This window comes from Pseudomonas sp. G5(2012), from assembly GCF_000408945.1.
Taxonomy (GTDB): Bacteria; Pseudomonadota; Gammaproteobacteria; order Pseudomonadales; family Pseudomonadaceae; genus Aquipseudomonas; species Aquipseudomonas umsongensis.
Genome location: NZ_APIO01000087.1, coordinates 1 through 19,045, shown reverse-complemented (window position 1 = coordinate 19,045; position 19,045 = coordinate 1). Strand labels below are relative to the sequence as shown.

At 61.2% G+C, this 19,045-nt stretch carries 17 protein-coding genes; 10 read left to right on the top strand and 7 right to left on the bottom strand.

Features of this window, described 5'->3' with window-relative positions; genetic code table 11:
• Window positions 1-4: 4 nt before the first annotated feature.
• Together PG5_RS23595 and PG5_RS23590 are read right to left on the bottom strand one after the other, a co-directional pair.
• The gene (locus tag PG5_RS23595; RefSeq protein WP_020799648.1) at window positions 5-412 is read right to left on the bottom strand and encodes a DUF4398 domain-containing protein; all 408 of its coding nucleotides are present in this window, start codon (window positions 410-412) and stop codon (window positions 5-7) included.
• 269 nt (window positions 413-681) lie between these two features.
• Window positions 682-1,026 (bottom strand): hypothetical protein, encoded by a 345-nt coding sequence (locus PG5_RS23590; protein WP_020799647.1) that lies wholly within the window; start codon window positions 1,024-1,026, stop codon window positions 682-684.
• Between the two features lie 200 nt (window positions 1,027-1,226).
• On the opposite strand from PG5_RS23590, the gene ppc reads away from it, so the two are divergent.
• The 7 genes from ppc to PG5_RS23550 all read left to right on the top strand — a co-directional run bounded on the left by ppc (window position 1,227) and on the right by PG5_RS23550 (window position 8,506).
• On the top strand, window positions 1,227-3,857 hold the full coding sequence (ppc, locus tag PG5_RS23585; RefSeq protein ID WP_020799646.1) for a phosphoenolpyruvate carboxylase: 2,631 nt from the start codon (window positions 1,227-1,229) through the stop codon (window positions 3,855-3,857).
• A gap of 289 nt (window positions 3,858-4,146) precedes the next feature.
• Window positions 4,147-4,794 (top strand): adenylate kinase, encoded by a 648-nt coding sequence (adk, locus tag PG5_RS23575; protein ID WP_020799645.1) that lies wholly within the window; start codon window positions 4,147-4,149, stop codon window positions 4,792-4,794.
• An 87-nt stretch (window positions 4,795-4,881) separates the two neighbouring features.
• Window positions 4,882-5,556 (top strand): tRNA (adenosine(37)-N6)-threonylcarbamoyltransferase complex dimerization subunit type 1 TsaB, encoded by a 675-nt coding sequence (tsaB, locus tag PG5_RS23570; protein WP_020799644.1) that lies wholly within the window; start codon window positions 4,882-4,884, stop codon window positions 5,554-5,556.
• Between the two features lie 234 nt (window positions 5,557-5,790).
• Window positions 5,791-6,096 carry a hypothetical protein gene (locus PG5_RS23565; RefSeq protein ID WP_033043307.1) on the top strand — a complete coding sequence of 102 codons (306 nt, stop codon included), beginning with the start codon at window positions 5,791-5,793 and terminating at the stop codon, window positions 6,094-6,096.
• Complete coding sequence (locus tag PG5_RS23560; RefSeq protein ID WP_173667173.1) at window positions 6,093-6,953, top strand: DUF72 domain-containing protein; 861 nt, start codon at window positions 6,093-6,095, stop codon at window positions 6,951-6,953. Before PG5_RS23565 ends, PG5_RS23560 begins: the two co-directional genes overlap by 4 nt.
• A 33-nt stretch (window positions 6,954-6,986) precedes the next feature.
• Entirely contained in the window at window positions 6,987-7,808 is an 822-nt protein-coding gene (locus PG5_RS23555) for an oxaloacetate decarboxylase (RefSeq protein WP_020799641.1), read from the top strand.
• A gap of 2 nt (window positions 7,809-7,810) precedes the next feature.
• On the top strand, window positions 7,811-8,506 hold the full coding sequence (locus PG5_RS23550) for an extensin family protein (protein ID WP_020799640.1): 696 nt from the start codon (window positions 7,811-7,813) through the stop codon (window positions 8,504-8,506).
• A 3-nt stretch (window positions 8,507-8,509) separates the two neighbouring features.
• On the opposite strand, the gene PG5_RS23545 is transcribed toward PG5_RS23550, so the two are convergent.
• Window positions 8,510-9,130, bottom strand: coding sequence for a hypothetical protein (locus PG5_RS23545; protein ID WP_020799639.1), 621 nt, complete (start codon window positions 9,128-9,130; stop codon window positions 8,510-8,512).
• Between the two features lie 93 nt (window positions 9,131-9,223).
• Between PG5_RS23545 and PG5_RS23540 the strand changes: the two genes are divergently transcribed.
• Window positions 9,224-10,006 (top strand): class I SAM-dependent methyltransferase, encoded by a 783-nt coding sequence (locus PG5_RS23540; RefSeq protein ID WP_020799638.1) that lies wholly within the window; start codon window positions 9,224-9,226, stop codon window positions 10,004-10,006.
• 138 nt (window positions 10,007-10,144) lie between these two features.
• Here the strand turns inward: PG5_RS23540 and PG5_RS23535 are convergent, their stop codons facing one another.
• Window positions 10,145-10,783, bottom strand: a complete 639-nt coding sequence (locus PG5_RS23535; RefSeq protein ID WP_020799637.1) for a TetR/AcrR family transcriptional regulator — start codon at window positions 10,781-10,783, stop codon at window positions 10,145-10,147.
• Window positions 10,784-10,876: 93 nt separating this feature from the next.
• Here PG5_RS23535 and PG5_RS23530 point away from each other — a divergent pair, with 93 nt between their 5' ends.
• The gene (locus tag PG5_RS23530; protein ID WP_020799636.1) at window positions 10,877-11,977 is read left to right on the top strand and encodes an efflux RND transporter periplasmic adaptor subunit; all 1,101 of its coding nucleotides are present in this window, start codon (window positions 10,877-10,879) and stop codon (window positions 11,975-11,977) included.
• Between the two features lie 6 nt (window positions 11,978-11,983).
• Complete coding sequence (locus PG5_RS23525; protein WP_020799635.1) at window positions 11,984-15,049, top strand: efflux RND transporter permease subunit; 3,066 nt, start codon at window positions 11,984-11,986, stop codon at window positions 15,047-15,049.
• Window positions 15,050-15,558: 509 nt separating this feature from the next.
• Here PG5_RS23525 and PG5_RS23520 read toward each other — a convergent pair.
• The 3 genes from PG5_RS23520 to plsB form a co-directional block, all read right to left on the bottom strand.
• On the bottom strand, window positions 15,559-16,248 hold the full coding sequence (locus PG5_RS23520) for a DUF4197 domain-containing protein (RefSeq protein WP_020799634.1): 690 nt from the start codon (window positions 16,246-16,248) through the stop codon (window positions 15,559-15,561).
• Between the two features lie 39 nt (window positions 16,249-16,287).
• Complete coding sequence (locus PG5_RS23515) at window positions 16,288-16,686, bottom strand: YbaY family lipoprotein (protein WP_008058778.1); 399 nt, start codon at window positions 16,684-16,686, stop codon at window positions 16,288-16,290.
• A 51-nt stretch (window positions 16,687-16,737) separates the two neighbouring features.
• The coding region (plsB, locus tag PG5_RS23510) for a glycerol-3-phosphate 1-O-acyltransferase PlsB (protein ID WP_052024726.1) at window positions 16,738-19,045 on the bottom strand (2,308 nt) is incomplete at its 5' end.

The following is a 19,045-nucleotide window of genomic DNA, read 5'->3' as shown; positions in this document are numbered from 1 at the left end:
GCTGTTACTGAACGGTGCGCTGGCTTTCCTGACGCAGTTCCTGAACCCCTTTCTGAGAGTCCTTCACAGATTGTTCGGCTTTCATCGCCTGGGCTTTGCGCTCGGCTACACGAGCGTCCCACTCAGCCTGTTCGGCCAAGGTCTTGGCTTGATCGAACTTCTTGTCGTGCATGGCGATTTCGGCTTGCTTGAGTTTGTCTTGTGCAGCCTTCATTTCCACTGCAGCGAATTCGGTACCACCGGCACTGACGGCGCTGTTGACCGCTGACTCGGTGACGGCGAATTGCTCGGTGGGTGGGTTACCCGCGCAGCCGGCCAGCACGAGGCCTGTGCCGATGGCCAGTGCCGCCATTTTCAGTCCGTGCAGGGAAGAGGATTTGCCAGTTCGGGTTTTCATCGTTTTCAACTCCATTGGGCTAACTCCTGAGCAACGTGAATATCCATCCTGGGCAATGAGCCGAAACCGTATTTCACAAGGCTTTTGAAACGGCCGTCCCAGGCGTGGTTACTGGGTTGACCCGAGGCGTTTTTTGAAAGTTCAGAAATTTAGCTGGCTATCGAAAAAATTTCGACGCAGCGCGAAGGGCTCTATATCAAGGAATGTGGCGATGAACACAGCTGTTCACACCCCTCGAAGGGGGTGCGAACAGTGATTTTCAGGAGGGACAAATACAAAAAAAATCAGTGCTTTTGCTTGTCGCCAGCGGCCGACAGGTCATGCAAGTGACGACGGGACAAAGCGAGGAAACGTGGGGTCGGGCCGATGTCTTCGTACAACGGATCGCCCTCTTCATCAGTGGCGACTACGGTGGAACCTTTCACATACGGAAAACTTTTTTCCAGTTCTTCCAGGGCAGCCCCGATCAGTTCGCCCAGCAGTTCTTCAGGATGCCGCTTGGGGTACATCTCGATAATCGCCGCAAGCCGTGCGGCAGCCTCCACGTCCAGATGAATCGAATAGCCTGTGTCGGTCAGGCGACCCTTGGCGTTTTCTTCCCAGTGGTTGGCAAGCTCGCGGATTTTCATAATGACCTCATTGCACTCCTGCTCCCGGCAGGCGGGGAATGTCCGGCAGATGCCGGCGACAGCCGTTGTACGGCTTACCCTTGAGACTAGCTTTTACGCCAAAGGTTTAAAGGCCCTTCGTCGTCTTGCTTGTAAGAACCGGTCTGGAGCGGCACTCTTAAGGTTCCTGGTCGACCGGATTTTTCGCTGGAGAACTGTTGATGACCGATATTGATGCACGCTTGCGCGAAGACGTTCACCTGCTCGGTGAGTTGTTGGGCAACACCATTCGGGAACAGTATGGGGACGGTTTTCTCGACAAGATCGAGCAGATCCGCAAGGGCGCCAAGGCTGACCGTCGCGGTTCCATGGATGCCGAGCTCAGCGCCAGTCTGAACCAGTTGACGGAGGACGAGCTGCTGCCAGTGGCGCGGGCGTTCAACCAGTTTCTCAACCTGGCCAACATCGCCGAGCAGTACCAACTGATTCATCGTCGCGAAGAATCCCAGCCCGCGCCATTCGAGGCGCGGGTGCTGCCGGAGCTGCTCGCCCGCCTGCGCGCCGAAGGTCATGGCGCCGAGTCCCTGGCCCGTCAGTTGGGGCGGCTGGAAATCGAGCTGGTGCTGACGGCGCACCCGACCGAAGTCGCGCGCCGCACGCTGATCCAGAAATACGACGCCATCGCTGCGCAACTGGCGGCGCAGGACCATCGCGACCTGACCAGCGCCGAGCGCGAGCAGATCAAGTCGACATTGCAGCGCCTCATCGCCGAAGCCTGGCACACCGAAGAAATCCGCCGCACGCGCCCGACACCGGTCGACGAAGCCAAATGGGGCTTCGCGGTGATCGAGCATTCACTGTGGCAAGCGATCCCCAACTACTTGCGCAAGGCCGACCAAGCCCTGCATGCCGCCACGGGACTGCATTTGCCATTGGAAGCGGCGCCGATTCGCTTCGCCTCGTGGATGGGCGGCGACCGCGACGGCAACCCCAACGTGACGGCGGCCGTGACCCGTGAAGTGCTGCTGCTGGCGCGCTGGATGGCGGCCGATTTGTACCTGCGCGATGTCGATCATCTGGCTGCCGAGTTGTCGATGCAGCAGGCCAGTGAAGAATTGAAGGCCAAGGCTGGCGACAGCGCCGAACCTTACCGCGCTGTGCTCAAGCAGCTACGCGAACGCCTGCGCGCCACGCGAAGCTGGGCGCACACCGCGTTGTCGACGCCGACGCCTGCACCGGCCGATGTACTGCAAGACAATCGCGACCTGCTCGACCCACTGGAGCTGTGCTACCACTCGCTGCATGAGTGCGGCATGGGCGTCATCGCCGACGGTCCCTTGCTCGATTGCCTGCGCCGGGCCGTGACGTTCGGCCTGTTCCTGGTGCGCCTCGATGTACGCCAGGACTCGTCGCGCCATACCGCGGCCATGACCGAAATCACCGACTACCTTGGCCTGGGTCGCTATGAAGACTGGAGCGAAGAAGAGCGCATCGCCTTCCTGACGCGCGAACTGAATAACCGTCGACCCTTGTTGCCGGCCTACTACAAGCCTTCGGCCGATACCGCCGAAGTGCTGGCGACTTGCCGGGAAATCGCTGCGGCGCCAGGAGCGTCGCTGGGCTCCTACGTGATTTCCATGGCCGGTGCCGCTTCCGATGTGCTGGCCGTGCAGCTGCTGCTCAAGGAGTCCGGGGTATTGCGGCCGATGCGCGTGGTGCCGCTTTTCGAAACCCTTGCCGACCTCGATAACGCAGGTCCGGTGATCGAGAAGCTCTTGTTGCTACCGGGCTATCGCTCGCGCCTGCAAGGCCCGCAGGAAGTGATGATCGGTTATTCCGACTCGGCCAAGGACGCAGGGACCACGGCAGCCGCCTGGGCCCAGTACCGGGCGCAGGAACAACTGGTGGATATCTGCCGCTCGCACGACGTGGAACTGCTGTTGTTCCATGGTCGCGGCGGCACCGTGGGGCGGGGTGGCGGCCCGGCGCACGCGGCGATTCTGTCGCAGCCGCCGGGTTCGGTCGCCGGACGTTTCCGCACCACCGAGCAGGGAGAAATGATTCGATTCAAGTTCGGCCTGCCGGACATCGCCGAGCAAAACCTCAATCTGTATCTGGCCGCGGTGCTCGAAGCGACCTTGCTGCCACCGCCGCCGCCGACACCTGAGTGGCGCCATCTGATGGACGAACTGGCCGCCGATGGGGTCAGCGCCTACCGTGCGGTGGTGCGGGAAAATCCGCAGTTCGTGGAATATTTCCGCCAGTCCACCCCGGAACAGGAGCTTGGGCGCCTGCCGCTGGGCAGTCGCCCGGCCAAGCGCCGTGCTGGCGGGATCGAAAGCCTGCGGGCCATCCCGTGGATCTTCGGATGGACCCAGACCCGGTTGATGCTGCCCGCCTGGTTGGGCTGGGAAGCGGCCCTGAGCAAAGCGCTGGAGCGCGGTGAGGGCGAACTGCTGCAGCAGATGCGCGAGCAGTGGCCGTTTTTCCGCACGCGCATCGACATGCTGGAAATGGTCCTGGCCAAGGCCGACGCGGATATCGCCCGCTCCTACGACGAGCGTCTGGTCGAGCCGGACTTGCTACCTTTGGGCGCGCATTTACGCGACCTATTGTCGCAGGCATGCGCCATCGTTCTCGGCTTGACCGGTCAGTCGCAGCTGCTGGCACATAGCCCAGCCACCCTGGAATTCATCCGCTTGCGCAACACTTACCTCGACCCGCTTCATCTATTGCAGGCAGAGTTGCTGGCACGATCGCGGCAACCGGATGTGGCCCAGGACAGCCCGGTAGAACAGGCGTTGCTGGTGTCTGTAGCAGGGATTGCCGCCGGTTTGCGCAACACCGGCTGAGGATTTTTGCCATGCTTTTGGGCATCCGGCGGGGGCGCCGGATGCGGTTCCAAGGCGGGTTAAAAAGTGCTGCCAGGCGACAGTTAATGATGGGGTTGCGACTTGGGGAACCCGGTTGCGCGGTCACGACAGGCAGTGGTTTCTCCGACTTTTGGCGGCTTGTGTGGGCGAAGCCTGCTGTGTATCTTGATCAGCCTTTGGCCGTTTGGGCGGTCACGACCCTATTTTTGAGATTGGCCCCACGAGGCGAATCTGACGTTATCCATATAAAAAATTGAGGAGCACATCGATGCGCGTCATTCTGCTGGGAGCTCCCGGGGCCGGTAAAGGTACTCAGGCTAAGTTCATCACCGAAAAATTCGGTATTCCGCAAATCTCCACCGGCGACATGCTGCGTGCCGCGGTCAAGGCTGGCACCGAGCTGGGCATCAAGGCCAAGAGCATCATGGATGCCGGTGGCCTGGTGTCCGATGACTTGATCATCGCCCTGGTCAAGGACCGTATCGCCCAGTCCGACTGCGCCAACGGTTTCCTGTTCGACGGTTTCCCGCGCACCATTCCACAGGCTGAAGCCCTGGTGACTGCCGGTGTCGAGCTCGACGCGGTGGTTGAAATCGCCGTTGAAGACGAAGAGATCGTGCAGCGTATCGCCGGTCGCCGTGTTCACGAGGCCAGCGGTCGTGTCTACCACATCGTCTACAACCCGCCGAAAATTGCTGGCAAGGACGACATCACCGGCGAAGAGCTGGTACAGCGCAAGGACGACACTGAAGAAACCGTGCGTCATCGCCTGTCCGTCTACCATTCGCAGACCAAACCGCTGGTGGACTTCTACCAGAAGCTGTCTGCTGCCAACGGCAAGCCGAAGTACAGCCATATCGAAGGCGTCGGCTCGGTTGAAGCGATCACCGACAAGGTGCTGGCTGCCCTGAGCTGAAAATAGCTTGATCTTCTACGGCCCGCTTGCGGGCCGTAGTTGTTTATACTGACGGACTTTTTTCTGACCTCTCTTGTGGAAACATCGATGAGCACCTTGCTGGCCCTGGACACCGCGACTGAAGCTTGCTCCGTTGCCTTGCTGCATGACGGCAAAGTGACGAGCCATTACGAGGTGATTCCGCGCCTGCATGCACAGAAGCTGCTGCCGATGATCCAGCAGTTGCTTGCCGATGCCGGTACCACCCTGCAAGCGGTCGATGCCATCGCCTTCGGTCGCGGGCCGGGTGCATTCACCGGCGTGCGGATTGCCATCGGTGTGGTGCAAGGCCTGGCCTTTGCACTCGATCGCCCAGTCTTGCCGGTGTCGAACCTGGCGGTGCTGGCCCAACGCGCCTATCGCGAACACGGTGCCAGCCAGGTCGCGGCGGCCATCGATGCGCGGATGGACGAGGTGTATTGGGGCTGCTACCGAGAAACCGCAGGGGAGATGCGCCTGGTCGGCTCCGAAGCGGTATTGCCACCGGAAGTCGCTGCATTGCCGGCCGATGCCAGCGGTGAGTGGTTCGGCGCGGGCACCGGTTGGGGCTATGCCGAACGCATTGGCGTCAGCCTGAGCGGGCAGGATGCGGGCATGTTGCCCCATGCTGAAGATTTGCTGACCCTGGCGCGTTTCGCTTGGGATCGTGGCGAGGCGATCGTGGCGGATGAGGCGCAGCCGGTTTACCTGCGCGATAAAGTGGCGACGCCGAAAGCGCGTTAATCCCTTGGTCCCAGGTGTCCGCTTCGCGAGCAGGCTCGCTCCCACAGGAGTTATGCCAATCCCTGTGGGAGCGAGCCTGCTCGCGAGGACGATCATGCCTGGCGAAGCCAATCGTCGTTTTCTAACCCCGGGTTTTAAACCTTTTGCCTTTTATGTGTTCTAGTTATCACTAGGCAGTTTGCGATGTGGGTTATGTGCCACTAGACTGCCATTACTGATACCGAGCATGCACCTATGCGTATAGACGGCGTTTCCTCTCAGTCCTACCCCATCAAGCGCAAGCCTCGCAAAGACCCGCGAGTGGAAGACGAGTCCGTCGATATCGAAGGCGAACTTGCATTTGCGACTGAAGAACAGCTGGCTGCCCGTGCCGCCAAAGCCGCTGCACAGAAGCTGAGCAATCTTCCCGCCCGCCAGCAGGACATGCTTTATCACCGCGCGATGAACAAAAGCGTGGCAATGGCGCTGGCCAGTTACCTGAGCACCGCCAGTTTCGTCGATTGGGATGCACAAGTGCTGGGCCTCGACCTGTACATCTGATGTTGCCTTACTACCTTGGTTGCCCGTCCTGGAGCGAAAACGCCTGGCGTGATTACCTCTACCCGGCAGCGGCCAGGCCCGCCGATTTTCTGGGTCTCTATTCCCAAGTGTTCAACGCCGTGGAAGGCAATACGACCTTCTACGCGAGTCCCTCTGCCAGTACCGTGCAGCGATGGGCCGAGGTCATGCCCGCACACTTTCGCTTCACCGCGAAGTTTCCCCGCGAGATCAGTCACGGCGGGGACCTGCGAGAACAACTGACTGCCGCCGAAACCTTCACCCGATTGCTCAGCCCGCTGGGCGAGCGGATAGCGCCGTTGTGGCTGCAATTATCCAAGGGCTTTACGCCGCAACGCTTGCCCGAGCTGGCCGGATTCATCGACGCGCTGCAGCGCCCGCTGGCCGTTGAAGTGCGGCATGACGAGTTCTTTGCCAAGGGCGAGAACGAGCGGATGCTCAATCGCCTGTTGCTCGATCGTGGGGTCGAGCGCATTTGCCTTGATCCCCGTGCTTTGTTCAGCTGTACCTCCACCGACCCTTCGGTGCTGCACGCCCAATCGAAGAAACCCCGTGTGCCGCCGCGCCCTGCAGCGTTCACGCAGTTCCCGCAGGTGCGTTTCATCGGTCATCCGCAGCTTGAGGCCAATGAACCGTTCCTGTTGCCGTGGGTGGAGAAAATCGCCCTGTGGATCGAAGAAGGTCGTACGCCCTACATCTTCCTGCACACCGCCGACAATGTGCTCGCGGCCAAACTGGCACAACGTTTCCACGCGCGCCTGATGCTGCGTCTGCCTGGCTTGCCGGCGCTGCCTGAGCTATACAGAGAGCCCGCGGCGGAGCAACTTGGCTTGCTCTGAAGCGGACTCGTTTCCCTTCAGAGGAGCCTGCCAATGGATGCGCAAACCCTTCGAGCCCAAGCGTTCAGAGCCTTGCACGAACGCGACGGGGTTTTTGTGATTCCCAACCCGTGGGATGCTGGTTCGGCCAAGATGCTCGCCAGCCTGGGTTTCGAGGCGCTGGCGACCACCAGCGCCGGTTACGCTTTTTCCCAGGGTCGCCCTGATGGCGGCCTGACGCTTGACGACACCCTGGCCAACGTCCGGGCGATTGTCGCCGCCACCGACCTGCCGGTCGCGGTCGATCTGGAAAACGGATTCGCCGATGATCCCGCCGAATGCGCGCAAAGCATTCTGGCGGCGGCGGCCGCGGGTGCCGTCGGCGGTTCGATCGAGGACTTCACGGGCCGACCGGACGCTCCGATTTATTGCTTCGAACATGCCGTGGCGCGCATCGAGGCCGCCGTCGCTGCCGCTCGCAGCTTGCCTTTCGCGTTCACGCTGACAGCCCGTGCCGAGAACTATCTGCATGGCAATCCGGATCTGGCCGACACGATCCTCCGCTTGCAGGCGTTCGCCGAAGCGGGTGCCGACGTGTTGTATGCGCCAGGGTTGCGCAGCGCTGAAGAGGTATTGGCGGTGGTTCGCGCCGTGGCGCCGAAACCGGTCAACGTGTTGATGTCCGGCGGCTTGAAGCTGACGGTCGAGCAGTTGGGCGAAATGGGCGTCAAGCGCATCAGTGTCGGCTCGGCGCTGGCCCTGGCGGCGCTGGGTGAGTTCTACCGCGCGGCCGAAGAGATCAAGACGGCGGGCACGTTCGGCTTCACGTCGCGCTCCATGCCCTACGCCCAGGCCAATCAGTTTTTCAAAGGCTGACGGTGCGGTTTCGCGGGTGGCTGCTGCTGATCCTGTTGATCATCGCAGCTGCGGGAGTGGGCGCCTGGCGCGGTTGGATCTCACTGCCGCCGCAGTGGAATCCCTGGGCGCCGCTGGACGTCAAGGCGGAGCCCAACCTGCTGACCCGCTACAAACTGATGCGTCTGCGCGCTGATTCGCAGCTGTGCGATCAGGCGTTGAGCAGCTCCGGATTGCGCGTGACCCGTCAGGCCGACAGCCCGGACGCCAAATGTCCGCTGACCAATGCCCTGCGTGTGCAGGGCGGGGACGTGGCCCTGAGCAGCAGTTTCCTTGCCAGCTGCCGACTCGCCGTGTCGTTTGCCCTGTTCGAGCATCACGCGCTGCAACCTGCGGCGCAGGCGATCTACGGGCAAGCGGTCACGCGGGTCGATCACCTTGGCAGCTTTGCCTGCCGCAATGTCTACAGTCGCGAGAATGGCAGGCTCAGCCAGCACGCGTCGGCCAATGCACTGGATATCGCCGGTTTTCGACTGGCGGATGGCCGGACCGTCAATGTGCTCAAGGATTGGTCGAAGGATAATCAGGATGGAAGATTTTTAAGGCAGGTGCGCGATGGCGCCTGTGGCCTGTTCAGCGTGGTGCTGAGCCCGGATTACAACGCGGCCCATCGCAATCACTTTCATCTGGATGTCGGGCCTTGGTGGGTCTGTCGGTGATGCTTAGGCGGCGAGGCGCAGGTTCTGCAGGATGATCGGGCGTGCCCAGCCGTTATCGAAATCGAGTTGTTTCTGTTGCTCCAGCAGTTCTTCCGGCGAGAACGGCGGGAACGGCTTGTCCAGCAGATCGAGCTCGAACTCGGCGATCGGCAAATGCAGTGGACGCGGTTGCGGTGCGGGACCGGCTTGCGGCAACGGCTGACCGGCGGTGAGCACGATCGGGCGTACCCAGCCGCTCTCGAAGTTTTGCTGTTGCTGCTGGGCAACGATTTCTTCGGCGGGGAACGGTGGGAATGGTTTGTCGGCCAGTTCCATTTCGAACTCGGCAATTGGCAGGAACAGCGGTTCGGGCGGGCGAACTTCGTTGTCTTTCACGTCGCATTCGCGCTGGGAAACGATGTGCGCTAGCAGGTCACTGCCCACGGTAGGTTCAACCGGGCTTTGCAAATCGACCGGTGGAAAATTCAGCGATTGCGGAAGCACTTCACCCGACTGTTCGGCCAGTGCACGGGCAAAGAAATCCTGCCATATGTGACTGACGCCGCCCAGTACCTGGGTATTTCGCAGGTTGTAATCGCCGTAGGGCGAGATAAAGCCTGTGATTGTGGGTTGAATGTCTGACATTTCTCTCGGTCGACGCTCAGCTCTGGCAAAATGCTCGATAGTTTTGTTATCGGCCGTTTTTGCCGATCATTAATTTTTTGAGCGTGTTTTCCCATGATTGATCAACCTGCGGCCTGCCGCATCCATGTCGAGGCGCTGAGCGCGGCCTTCGAGCCCCAGGCCGAGCAATGGGCCGAGCGTCTGGGCCTGCCGTTGCAAGTGACTGATGGCGAGTTCGCGTTGCAGGTGGGTGACCAGGGTCTGCAGCTGCAACAGCTGGGGCCGGACGCGCCCGGACCAGTGCGGGTGGATTTCGTCGAGGGTGGCGCGGCGCATCGCCGGTTGTACGGTGGCGGCAGCGGGCAGATGATCGCCAAGGCCGTCGGCGTCGCCCAAGGCGTGCGTCCGCGTGTGCTGGATGCCACTGCGGGGCTGGGCAAGGATGCGTTCGTGCTGGCTAGCCTGGGCTGCGAGATGAGCCTGATCGAGCGTCAGCCGTTGATTGGTGCCTTGCTTGAAGATGGCCTGGCCCGTGGCGCGGAAGATTTTGACGTAGCGCCCATCGTGGCGCGCATGCGCTTGCTCAAGGGCAATTCGATCGAGGTGATGCGCAATTGGCAGGGCGAACCGCCGCAGGTGATCTACCTCGACCCGATGTTCCCCCATCGTGAGAAAACCGCGCTGGTGAAAAAGGAAATGCGCCTGTTCCGGCCACTGGTTGGGGATGATCCGGATGCGCCGGCTTTGCTTGAAGCCGCCCTGGCCCTGGCCAGCCACCGGGTGGTGGTCAAGCGTCCGCGCAAGGCGCCGTGCATTGAGGGGCCCAAGCCGAGCCATGCACTGGATGGCAAGTCCAGCCGGTATGACATTTATCCGAAGAAAGCGCTCAAGCCCTAAGACCGAGTCGCCTTCATCGCGGGCAAGCCACGCTCCCACAGGATTTGTGTTGAACACAATTTCTATGAATACCTCGAACCCTGTGGGAGCGGGCTTGCCCGCGATGGCGTCAGATCAGCCAACCAATATCTGTCAGGCCTACTCCGGCCGATAAGCCCGCATAAACAATCCCACCACTTCCTGCACATGGCTCTCGGCCGCGTCCCCGGTCAGTGGCTCACCGCAGCCATACAACAACCGAAAATTCCCCGCGCCCTTGAGCAGGCAGAAGAAGTGCTCAGCCGCATTGTGCGGTTTGTCGATACTCAACGCGCCACTTTCGTCGATCCGGGTCAGCAAACGCTCCATGCCATGCAGCATGCGTTGCGGGCCCGCCTCAAAGAAGATTTGCGAGAGTTTCGGGTCCTGGCTGCCCAGGGTCATCATCAACCGATGCAGGTTCACCGACTCGTCGCTGTTGATCAACTGGTGAAAGCCGCGGGCGATGTTCAGCAGTACGGTTTCCACTGCCACGCCTTCGGGCAATTCAAAGAACAGTGACGGCAACTGTTCCTCGCACTTGGCCACCACGGCAGCGGAGAACAGCGTCTCCTTGTCGTTGAAGTGGCTGTAGACCGTGAGCTTCGACACACCGGCCTGCGTAGCGACAGCATCCATGCTGGTGTTGGCATATCCCTTGGTCAGAAACAGCGTTTTCGCTGCATCGAGGATCGCCTGGCGCTTGGCCAGATCCTTGGGGCGGCCCGGGCCATTGGGTGCTGAAAGATTGTTCGGCATATTCGCTTTTATTACTGGACTGGTGAGTTTGCTATTAATAACATACTCGTCAGTATAATTATTCCAAGCACCATTGGCGAAAGGTCCTTCACCATGTTCCGCTATGCCTTGCCCCTCGCGTTGCCAGTCACCCTGGCGTTTTTATTGACCGCGTGCGGTCACGAAGAGGCGCCTCAAGTCAGCGTTCGACCGGCCATGGTGGTCCAGCCAGAGCCTTCAACCCAGGCGATGGAAAGTTATCCCGGTGAAGTCCGTGCCCGCTTTGAACCGGAGCTGGCGTTCCGCATTGGCGGAAAAGTCAGCCGACGACTGGTCGACGAAGGGCAGCGGGTCAAGGCCGACCAGCCACTGGCGGAACTCGATCCCCAGGACGTGCGCCTGCAACTGGAGGCCACCCGTGCCCAGGTCGCGGCCGCCGAGGCCAACCTGAACATGGTGCGTGCCGAGCGTGATCGCTATAAAACGCTGATGGAGCGCCAACTGGTCAGTCGCTCGCAGTATGACAATCACGAAAACCTGTACCGGTCCGGTGAAGCGCGTCTTAAACAGATCAAGGCCGAGTTCAACGTCTCCACCAATCAGGCCAGTTACGCGGTGCTGCGGGCGCCGCAAGATGGCGTTGTGGCCAAGCGAGCCGTGGAAGTCGGGCAAGTGGTCGCGGCGGGGCAAACGGTGTTTACCCTGGCCACCGATGGTGAGCGTGAAGTGTTGATCAGCTTGCCGGAGGCAAGCTTCGGCCGCTTCAAGGTGGGTCAACCGGTTTCGGTTGAACTGTGGACGCAACCGGATCAGCGCTTCGCCGGGCACATCCGCGAACTGTCGCCGGCCGCTGATCCAAAGTCGCGCACCTTCGCCGCGCGTATCGCCTTCAATGCGGGCACGGTACCGGCCGAACTCGGCCAGAGCGCCCGTGTCTTCGTTCAGAGCGCCCAATCCGTGCCGTTGTCAGTGCCACTGTCGGCGCTGACCGCGGAGAACGGCGTGACCTACGTCTGGGTCGTCAGCGCCAACAACACCTTGAAAAAGACCCCGGTTCGGGTCGGTGCCTTCGGTGAGAAAACCGTCCCGGTACTCGAAGGCCTCAATGCCAGCGACTGGGTGGTGGCCGCCGGCGTCCATGTGCTTCTCGACGGGCAGTCCGTGCGCCCGGTGGATCGCTCCAACCGCGTGGTCAATCTGGCTGGCAAGGAGTAGTCCCCGATGGGTTTCAATCTTTCTGCCTGGGCGCTGCGCAATCGCCAGATCGTCCTGTTCCTGATGCTCTTGCTGGCGATTGTCGGCGCACTGTCCTACACCAAGCTGGGTCAAAGCGAAGACCCGCCGTTCACCTTCAAGGCCATGGTGATCCGTACCAACTGGCCGGGGGCGACCGCACAGGAAGTCTCGCGCCAGGTCACCGAACGCATTGAAAAGAAGCTGATGGAAACCGGCGAGTACGAGCGCATCGTGTCGTTCTCGCGCCCGGGTGAATCACAGGTGACCTTCATCGCCCGAGACTCCATGCACTCGGTGGAGATACCGGACCTCTGGTATCAGGTGCGCAAGAAGGTCAGCGATATTCGTCATACCCTGCCGCCAGGTATCCAGGGGCCGTTCTTCAACGATGAATTCGGCACCACCTTCGGCAATATCTACGCCCTGACCGGTGAAGGTTTCGATTACGCCGTGCTCAAGGACTACGCCGACCGCATCCAGATCCAGCTGCAACGGGTCAAGGATGTGGGCAAGGTCGACCTGCTCGGTTTGCAGGACGAAAAGATCTGGATCGAGTTGTCCAACGTCAAGCTCGCCACCCTCGGATTGCCGCTGGCGGCGGTGCAGCAAGCCCTTGAAGAACAGAATGCGGTGTCCACCGCCGGCTTCTTCGAAACCACCAGCGAACGATTGCAGCTACGGGTCTCGGGGAATTTCCAGACGGTCGAAGAGATCAAGAACTTCCCGATTCGTGTCGGCGATCGTACGTTCCGCATCGCCGATGTCGCCAACGTGCGCCGCGGTTTCAACGATCCACCGGCGCCGCGCATGCGCTTCATGGGTGAAGACGCCATTGGCCTGGCCGTGGCCATGAAGGACGGCGGCGACATTCTGGTGCTGGGCAAGGCCCTGGAAATCGAGTTTGCCCGTATCCAGAAGAACCTCCCGGCCGGCATGCAGTTGCGCAAGGTCTCGGACCAACCGGCCGCCGTGAAAACCGGCGTCGGCGAATTCGTCCAGGTGCTGGTCGAAGCGCTGGCCATCGTCTTGCTGGTGAGCTTCTTCTCCCTCGGGGTGCGCACCGGCATGGTGGTGGCCCTGGCCATCCCGCTGGTATTGGCGATGACGTTCGCCTGCATGTATTACCTCGGGATAGGCCTGCACAAGATCTCCCTCGGCGCCCTGGTGCTGGCGCTGGGCTTGCTGGTGGACGACGCCATCATCGCCGTGGAAATGATGGCGATCAAAATGGAGCAGGGCTTCGACCGGATCAAGGCGGCGAGTTATGCCTGGACCAGCACCGCGTTCCCGATGCTCACCGGTACGCTGATCACCGCCGCCGGTTTCCTGCCCATCGCTACCGCGCAATCGGGCACCGGCGAATACACCCGTTCGATCTTTGAAGTGGTGACCATTGCACTGGTGGCGTCCTGGGTGGCGGCGGTGCTCTTCGTGCCTTATCTGGGGGAAAAGCTCCTGCCGGACCTGGCGAAAATTCACGCGGCCAAACATGGCACTGATCAACCCGATCCCTATGGCACGTCGTTTTATCAACGCGTACGGCGTCTGGTGGAGTGGTGCGTGCGCTGGCGCAAGACCGTGATCACGGCGACTGTGGTGCTGTTCATTGCCTCCATCGTGCTGTTTCGATTTGTGCCTCAACAGTTCTTCCCGGCCTCGGGCCGACTGGAGTTGATGGTCGACCTGAAGCTGGCCGAAGGCGCGTCCCTGAGCAATACGGCCGAGGAGGTCAAGCGCCTCGAAGCGTTGCTCAAGGACAAAGCCGGCATCGACAACTACGTGGCCTACGTCGGGACCGGCTCACCGCGTTTTTACCTGCCGCTTGATCAGCAATTGCCAGCAGCGAGCTTCGCCCAGTTCGTCGTCCTGGCAAAAACCATCGAAGATCGCGAACCCTTGCGCACCTGGCTGATCACGACCCTCAACGAACAATTTCCGGCCTTGCGCTCGCGGGTCACGCGCCTGGAGAACGGTCCGCCGGTTGGCTATCCGGTGCAATTCCGGGTGACCGGTGAGCACATCGAGGAAGTCCGCGCACTGGCCCGAAAGGTCGCGGCCAAGGTTCGCGAAAACCCGCATGTGGTCAACGTCCACCTGGACTGGGAAGAGCCCAGCAAGGTCGTCTATCTGAATATCGATCAGGACCGTGCACGGGCATTGGGCGTGAGCACGGCAAACCTGTCGAAGTTCCTGCAGAGCTCGCTGACCGGTTCCAGCGTCAGCCAGTACCGCGAAGACAACGAGTTGATCGAGATCCTGTTGCGCGGCACCGTGCATGAGCGCACCGAACTGTCGCTGCTGCCAAGCCTGGCGGTGCCGACCGACAATGGTCGCAGCGTTGCGCTGTCGCAGATCGCGACCCTGGAATACGGCTTTGAAGAAGGCGTGATCTGGCACCGTAATCGCCTGCCCAACGTGACGGTTCGCGCCGACATCTATGGCAAGGAACAACCGGCGACCCTGGTGCAGCAGATCATGCCGACCCTCGATCCGATCCGCGCCGAATTGCCGGATGGCTATCTACTGGATGTCGGCGGTACGGTCGAGGATTCCGCTCGCGGGCAGAACTCGGTGAAGGCTGGCGTGCCGTTGTTCATCGTGGTGGTGTTGACGTTGCTGATGCTGCAGTTGCGCAGCTTCTCCCGCACGGCGATGGTGTTCCTGACGGCGCCCCTGGGGTTGATCGGGGTGACGCTGTTCCTGATGGTGTTCCGCCAGCCGTTCGGGTTTGTGGCCATGCTTGGGACCATCGCGTTGTCGGGGATGATCATGCGCAACTCGGTGATCCTGGTGGATCAGATCGAGCAGGATATCGCGGCCGGGTTGAAGCCGTGGCAGGCGATTATTGAGGCGACCGTGCGGCGGTTCAGGCCGATTGTGCTGACGGCGCTGGCTGCTGTTCTGGCGATGATTCCATTGTCGCGCAGTGTGTTTTTCGGGCCGATGGCGGTGGCGATCATGGGCGGTTTGATCGTGGCGACGGCGTTGACGTTGTTGTTTTTGCCTGCGTTGTATGCGGCTTGGTTCCGGGTCAAGAAAGAAACGGCCTGAGTTCGTTGGACTTGGCGGCCTTTGGGCCGACCAAGCTCTGGTTTTCGAGTACATATCCGTTTCTGCGGTAAGGGCGGCTGACGGTTTCGCCCTTACGGCGACTCACTTTTTTTCAAACCCCTCCGGTTGGCTTCGCTGGCACCTACATGCAGCGTGTTCGACTGCGTCGAACGGCGCTGCGCGCCACTCCCCGGATGAACACCTCCGCTCAGCCTCCCGAAGGGACGGGTGGATCAAGATCAACAGCTGAAGGCGAGCTAACGCTCGGCCTGATGAGTGGTGAAGAGCGGAGGGTGTATACCCTGTGGGAGCGGGCTTGCTCGCGAAGGCGGCCTGCTGGCCGACCTGCATCTGGCGGATGTACCTGATCCCCTGTGGGAGCGGGCTTGCCCGCGAAGGCGGCCTGCCAGCCGACCTGCATCTTGATCGTTCCCACGCTCTGCGTGGGAATGCCGCCGGCGTCACGGGATGCATTCCCACGCGGGCGTGGGAACGATCAGGGTGGTGGCTTAGAGCGTACCAAACACCTTCTTCGCCAAACTGGTCGCCGCCGCCGTCGGGTTCTGGCGGATGGTTTCTTCCTGTTTGCCGATCATTTCGAACAAACCGTTCAACGCCTGCTCGGTCACGTAGTTTTCGACGTTGGCACTCTTCGCGTCGATCACGCCCATGGTCGCGGCCTGCCCGGCGAATGAGTTGTACTGCTGGGCCAGGCCAACCTGGTCGGTGGCTTGCTTGACGATGGGCAGGAATTTGGCGCGGATTTGTTCGCGGCTGGTCTTGTTCAGGTACTGGGTGGCCGAGTCATTGCCGCCGCTGAGAATGCCCTTGGCATCGTCGACCGTCATCTTCTTCACGGCGTCGACGAGGATCGGTTGGGCCTGGACCACGGCGGTTTCCGCCGCTTTGTTCATGCTGGCTTCCAGTTGATCGACCTGATCGCCCATGCCGAACTGTTTCATTTTGCTGGCAACTTTGCCCAGTTTGCCCGGCAGTTCGATCTTCACGTCCGGGTTGTTGCTGAAGCCGCCCGGGGTGCCGAGTTGTTTCACCGCCAGTTGCGCGCCTTGGGTCAGGGCGTCCTTGAGACCGCCGGTGGCGTCTTTTTGCGACAGGTCGCTCAGAGACAGTGCCAGGGCGCTGGCAGAGATCATCAAGCCTGCGCACAGGCCGGCAAAACGGAGGGTAGGGCGGAGCATGGCAACTTCCTTTTTCAAAGACACTTATTTGAATAAGCTCTAGCGGGCCGCGTCAACGCGGACCTTCACGGGCTGCGGATCGGAGCCGTCCAGGCGCACGGCGTGATTTTCGGTGGTGATAAACAGCAGTTTGCCATCGACTTCGATGCGTGCGTTGATCGAGTAACGGTGGTTGGGCTCGATCTTCAGCGGGTCGTAGCTCAGGTGGAACGGTAGCGGCACCTGGCCTTTGACCGGGCCACGTTGTTCGTCGATGACCTTGGCCGGGGCGTCGGCGAGTGAGATGTCTTGCAGGCTGACACTCAGGATTGCCGTCGGTGGCAGTGCAATGCGTTGCAGGTAGAAGACTTCGCCATCAAGGGATGCCTTGGGCGCGGGAGTCGGGTGCTGGCAGGCTGTCAGCAGCACTGCGGCTGCTATCAGGGAAAGCTTTTTCATTGGCAGATCTCCGTATCGACGGCACCAGGACCGACTGGCGCCTTGATCAATCTAGACGGTTTGTTCGGGCGTAGCGGGTTGGTCGGCGGCATCTTCACTGCGATGCAGCGCCACCTGACGGATCGACAAGCGAATCTCCGCCGACAGCACCCGCTTCGCCGCACCTTCGGCCAACTCCCCCAGCAGCTCGTGATAGCTCAGCTTGCCGGCTTCATCGCGCTTGAGCACGTCCAGGTCCAGCAAAGTCTGGATGAAATGGCGGAACAGGCTCTTGTCGAAGAACTCCGGGGCGTTCAGGCCATGCAGGATCGACAGGCGCTGGGCCATGACCGTGCACAGGTCTTCCAGTTCTTCGGCGCTGATGCTGTTCTGGCCGCTGTTGAGCAGCAGGGACACCGTCATGTAGAAGCGCTGCAAGGTCTGGGCAATGCTTTTCGATAGCAGCGTCAACAGCACGAAATGCCGTGAACTTGGGGCCGGACGCAGGTAGACGTCATTCTCGAAACGCAGCAGGCCTTGTTCGACGAACGCTTGCAGCCATTGGTCGATCACCCCGTCCAACTCGTCCAGCGGCCAGCGAATGAACAGTTCCGCTTGCAGGTAGGGGTACAGCGCACGGGTGTAGCGCAGGATCTGTTCGCGGCTCATGCGCGAGGCGCTCTGGAAGAAGCTCGCCAGCAGCGCCGGCAGCGCGAAGATGTGCAGTACGTTGTTGCGGTAGTAGGTCATCAGGACGGCGTTTTGCTCGTCCAGATAGAGAATCTTGCCCAACGCATCGCTTTGTTCCGAGAGCAGGTCCATGTCCTTTACATGCTCGATCAACGCTCGGCCATCACCTTCGGGCAGGGTGGTGTGCGGCGAGTACGGGACTTTGCGCAACAGCGCCAGATACAGGTCGAGAACCCGCGCCATGGCGCGATCATCCAGGGCCAGGCGGCTTGTGGACAGCAGCGCCAGCGCGACCAGGTTGACCGGATTGATCGCCGCCGCTTCGTTCAGGTGCTGCGCGACTTTTTGACCAAGGCGGTTGGTGGTTTCGTTGAGCCAGGCGGGTTTGAACTGGGGACCCAGTTCCTGCTCGCGCCAGTCCGGCTGCTCGCTGTCGAGAAATTGCGCCAGTTTGATCGGCTCACCAAAGTTCACCGCGACTTGACCGAAGCGCTGCTTGAGCGCGCCGATGACCTTGAAGATGTCGAAGATCGATTCTTTCTTCTTGCTCGCGCCACGCAACTCGCCCAGGTAGGTCCGGCCTTCCAGCACGCGCTCGTAGCCGATGTAAACCGGCACGAAGACAATGGGCATGCGTGACGAACGCAGGAAGCTGCGCAGGGTGATTGCCAGCATCCCGGTTTTCGGTTGCAGCATGCGCCCGGTGCGCGAACGGCCGCCCTCGACGAAGTACTCCACCGGGAAGCCCTTGGTGAACAGGGTGTGCAGGTATTCGTTGAACACCGAGGTGTACAGCGGATTGCCCTTGAAGGTGCGGCGCATGAAGAAGGCGCCGCCACGGCGCAGCAGGCCGCCAATCCCGGGCATGTTGAGGTTGATCCCGGCGGCGATGTGCGGCGGGGTCAGGCCATTGCGAAACAGCAGGTAGGACAGCAGCAGGTAGTCGATGTGGCTGCGATGGCAGGGTACATAGATCACTTCGTAACCCGGGGCAACCTTTTGTACGCCTTCGATGTTGTTGACCTTGATGCCATCGTAGATTTTGTTCCAGAACCAGCTCAGCACCACTTCCATGAAGCGGATGGCGGTGTAGGTGTAGTCCGAGGCGATCTCGTTGCCGTACCGCAGGGCCAGGGCCTTGGCTTTCTCCGGCGAGATGTTCTCGCGCTCGGCTTCGTCGAGGATCGCCTGCTTTACCAGCGGCTGGTTGACCAGACCCTTGACCAGGTTGCGACGGTGGGAAATATCCGGACCGATGACCGCGGCTTTCAGGTTGCGAAAGTGCACCCGCAGAATTCGTTGGGCCATGCGCACGGTGCGCTCGTGACCTTTGTCGTGCTCGATCAGTTCACGCAGGTGGATCGGCGCGGAGAACTGCACGCGGGTCTTGCGCCCCAGCACGATGATGCTCAGCAGGCGGCGCAAGCGCCCGGTGACCGCCCAACTGTCGGCGAACAACAGTTTCCACGGGCTGTTTTCGCTGTCCGGCGACTGCCCCCAGAACACGCTGACCGGAATGATCTGCGCATCTTCGGCGGCGTTCTGGCTCAAGGCACTGACCAGGCGGGGCAAGGGGGGGGGGGGGCCGCGCCTGTCCTGGCGCCCGAGCCCGTCCGGGTCCGGGGGGCGGGAGAAGAACGCGGCCGGGTGCAGCAGGTTGCTGCCCGGCACCGCGAGCAACGAGCCCGGC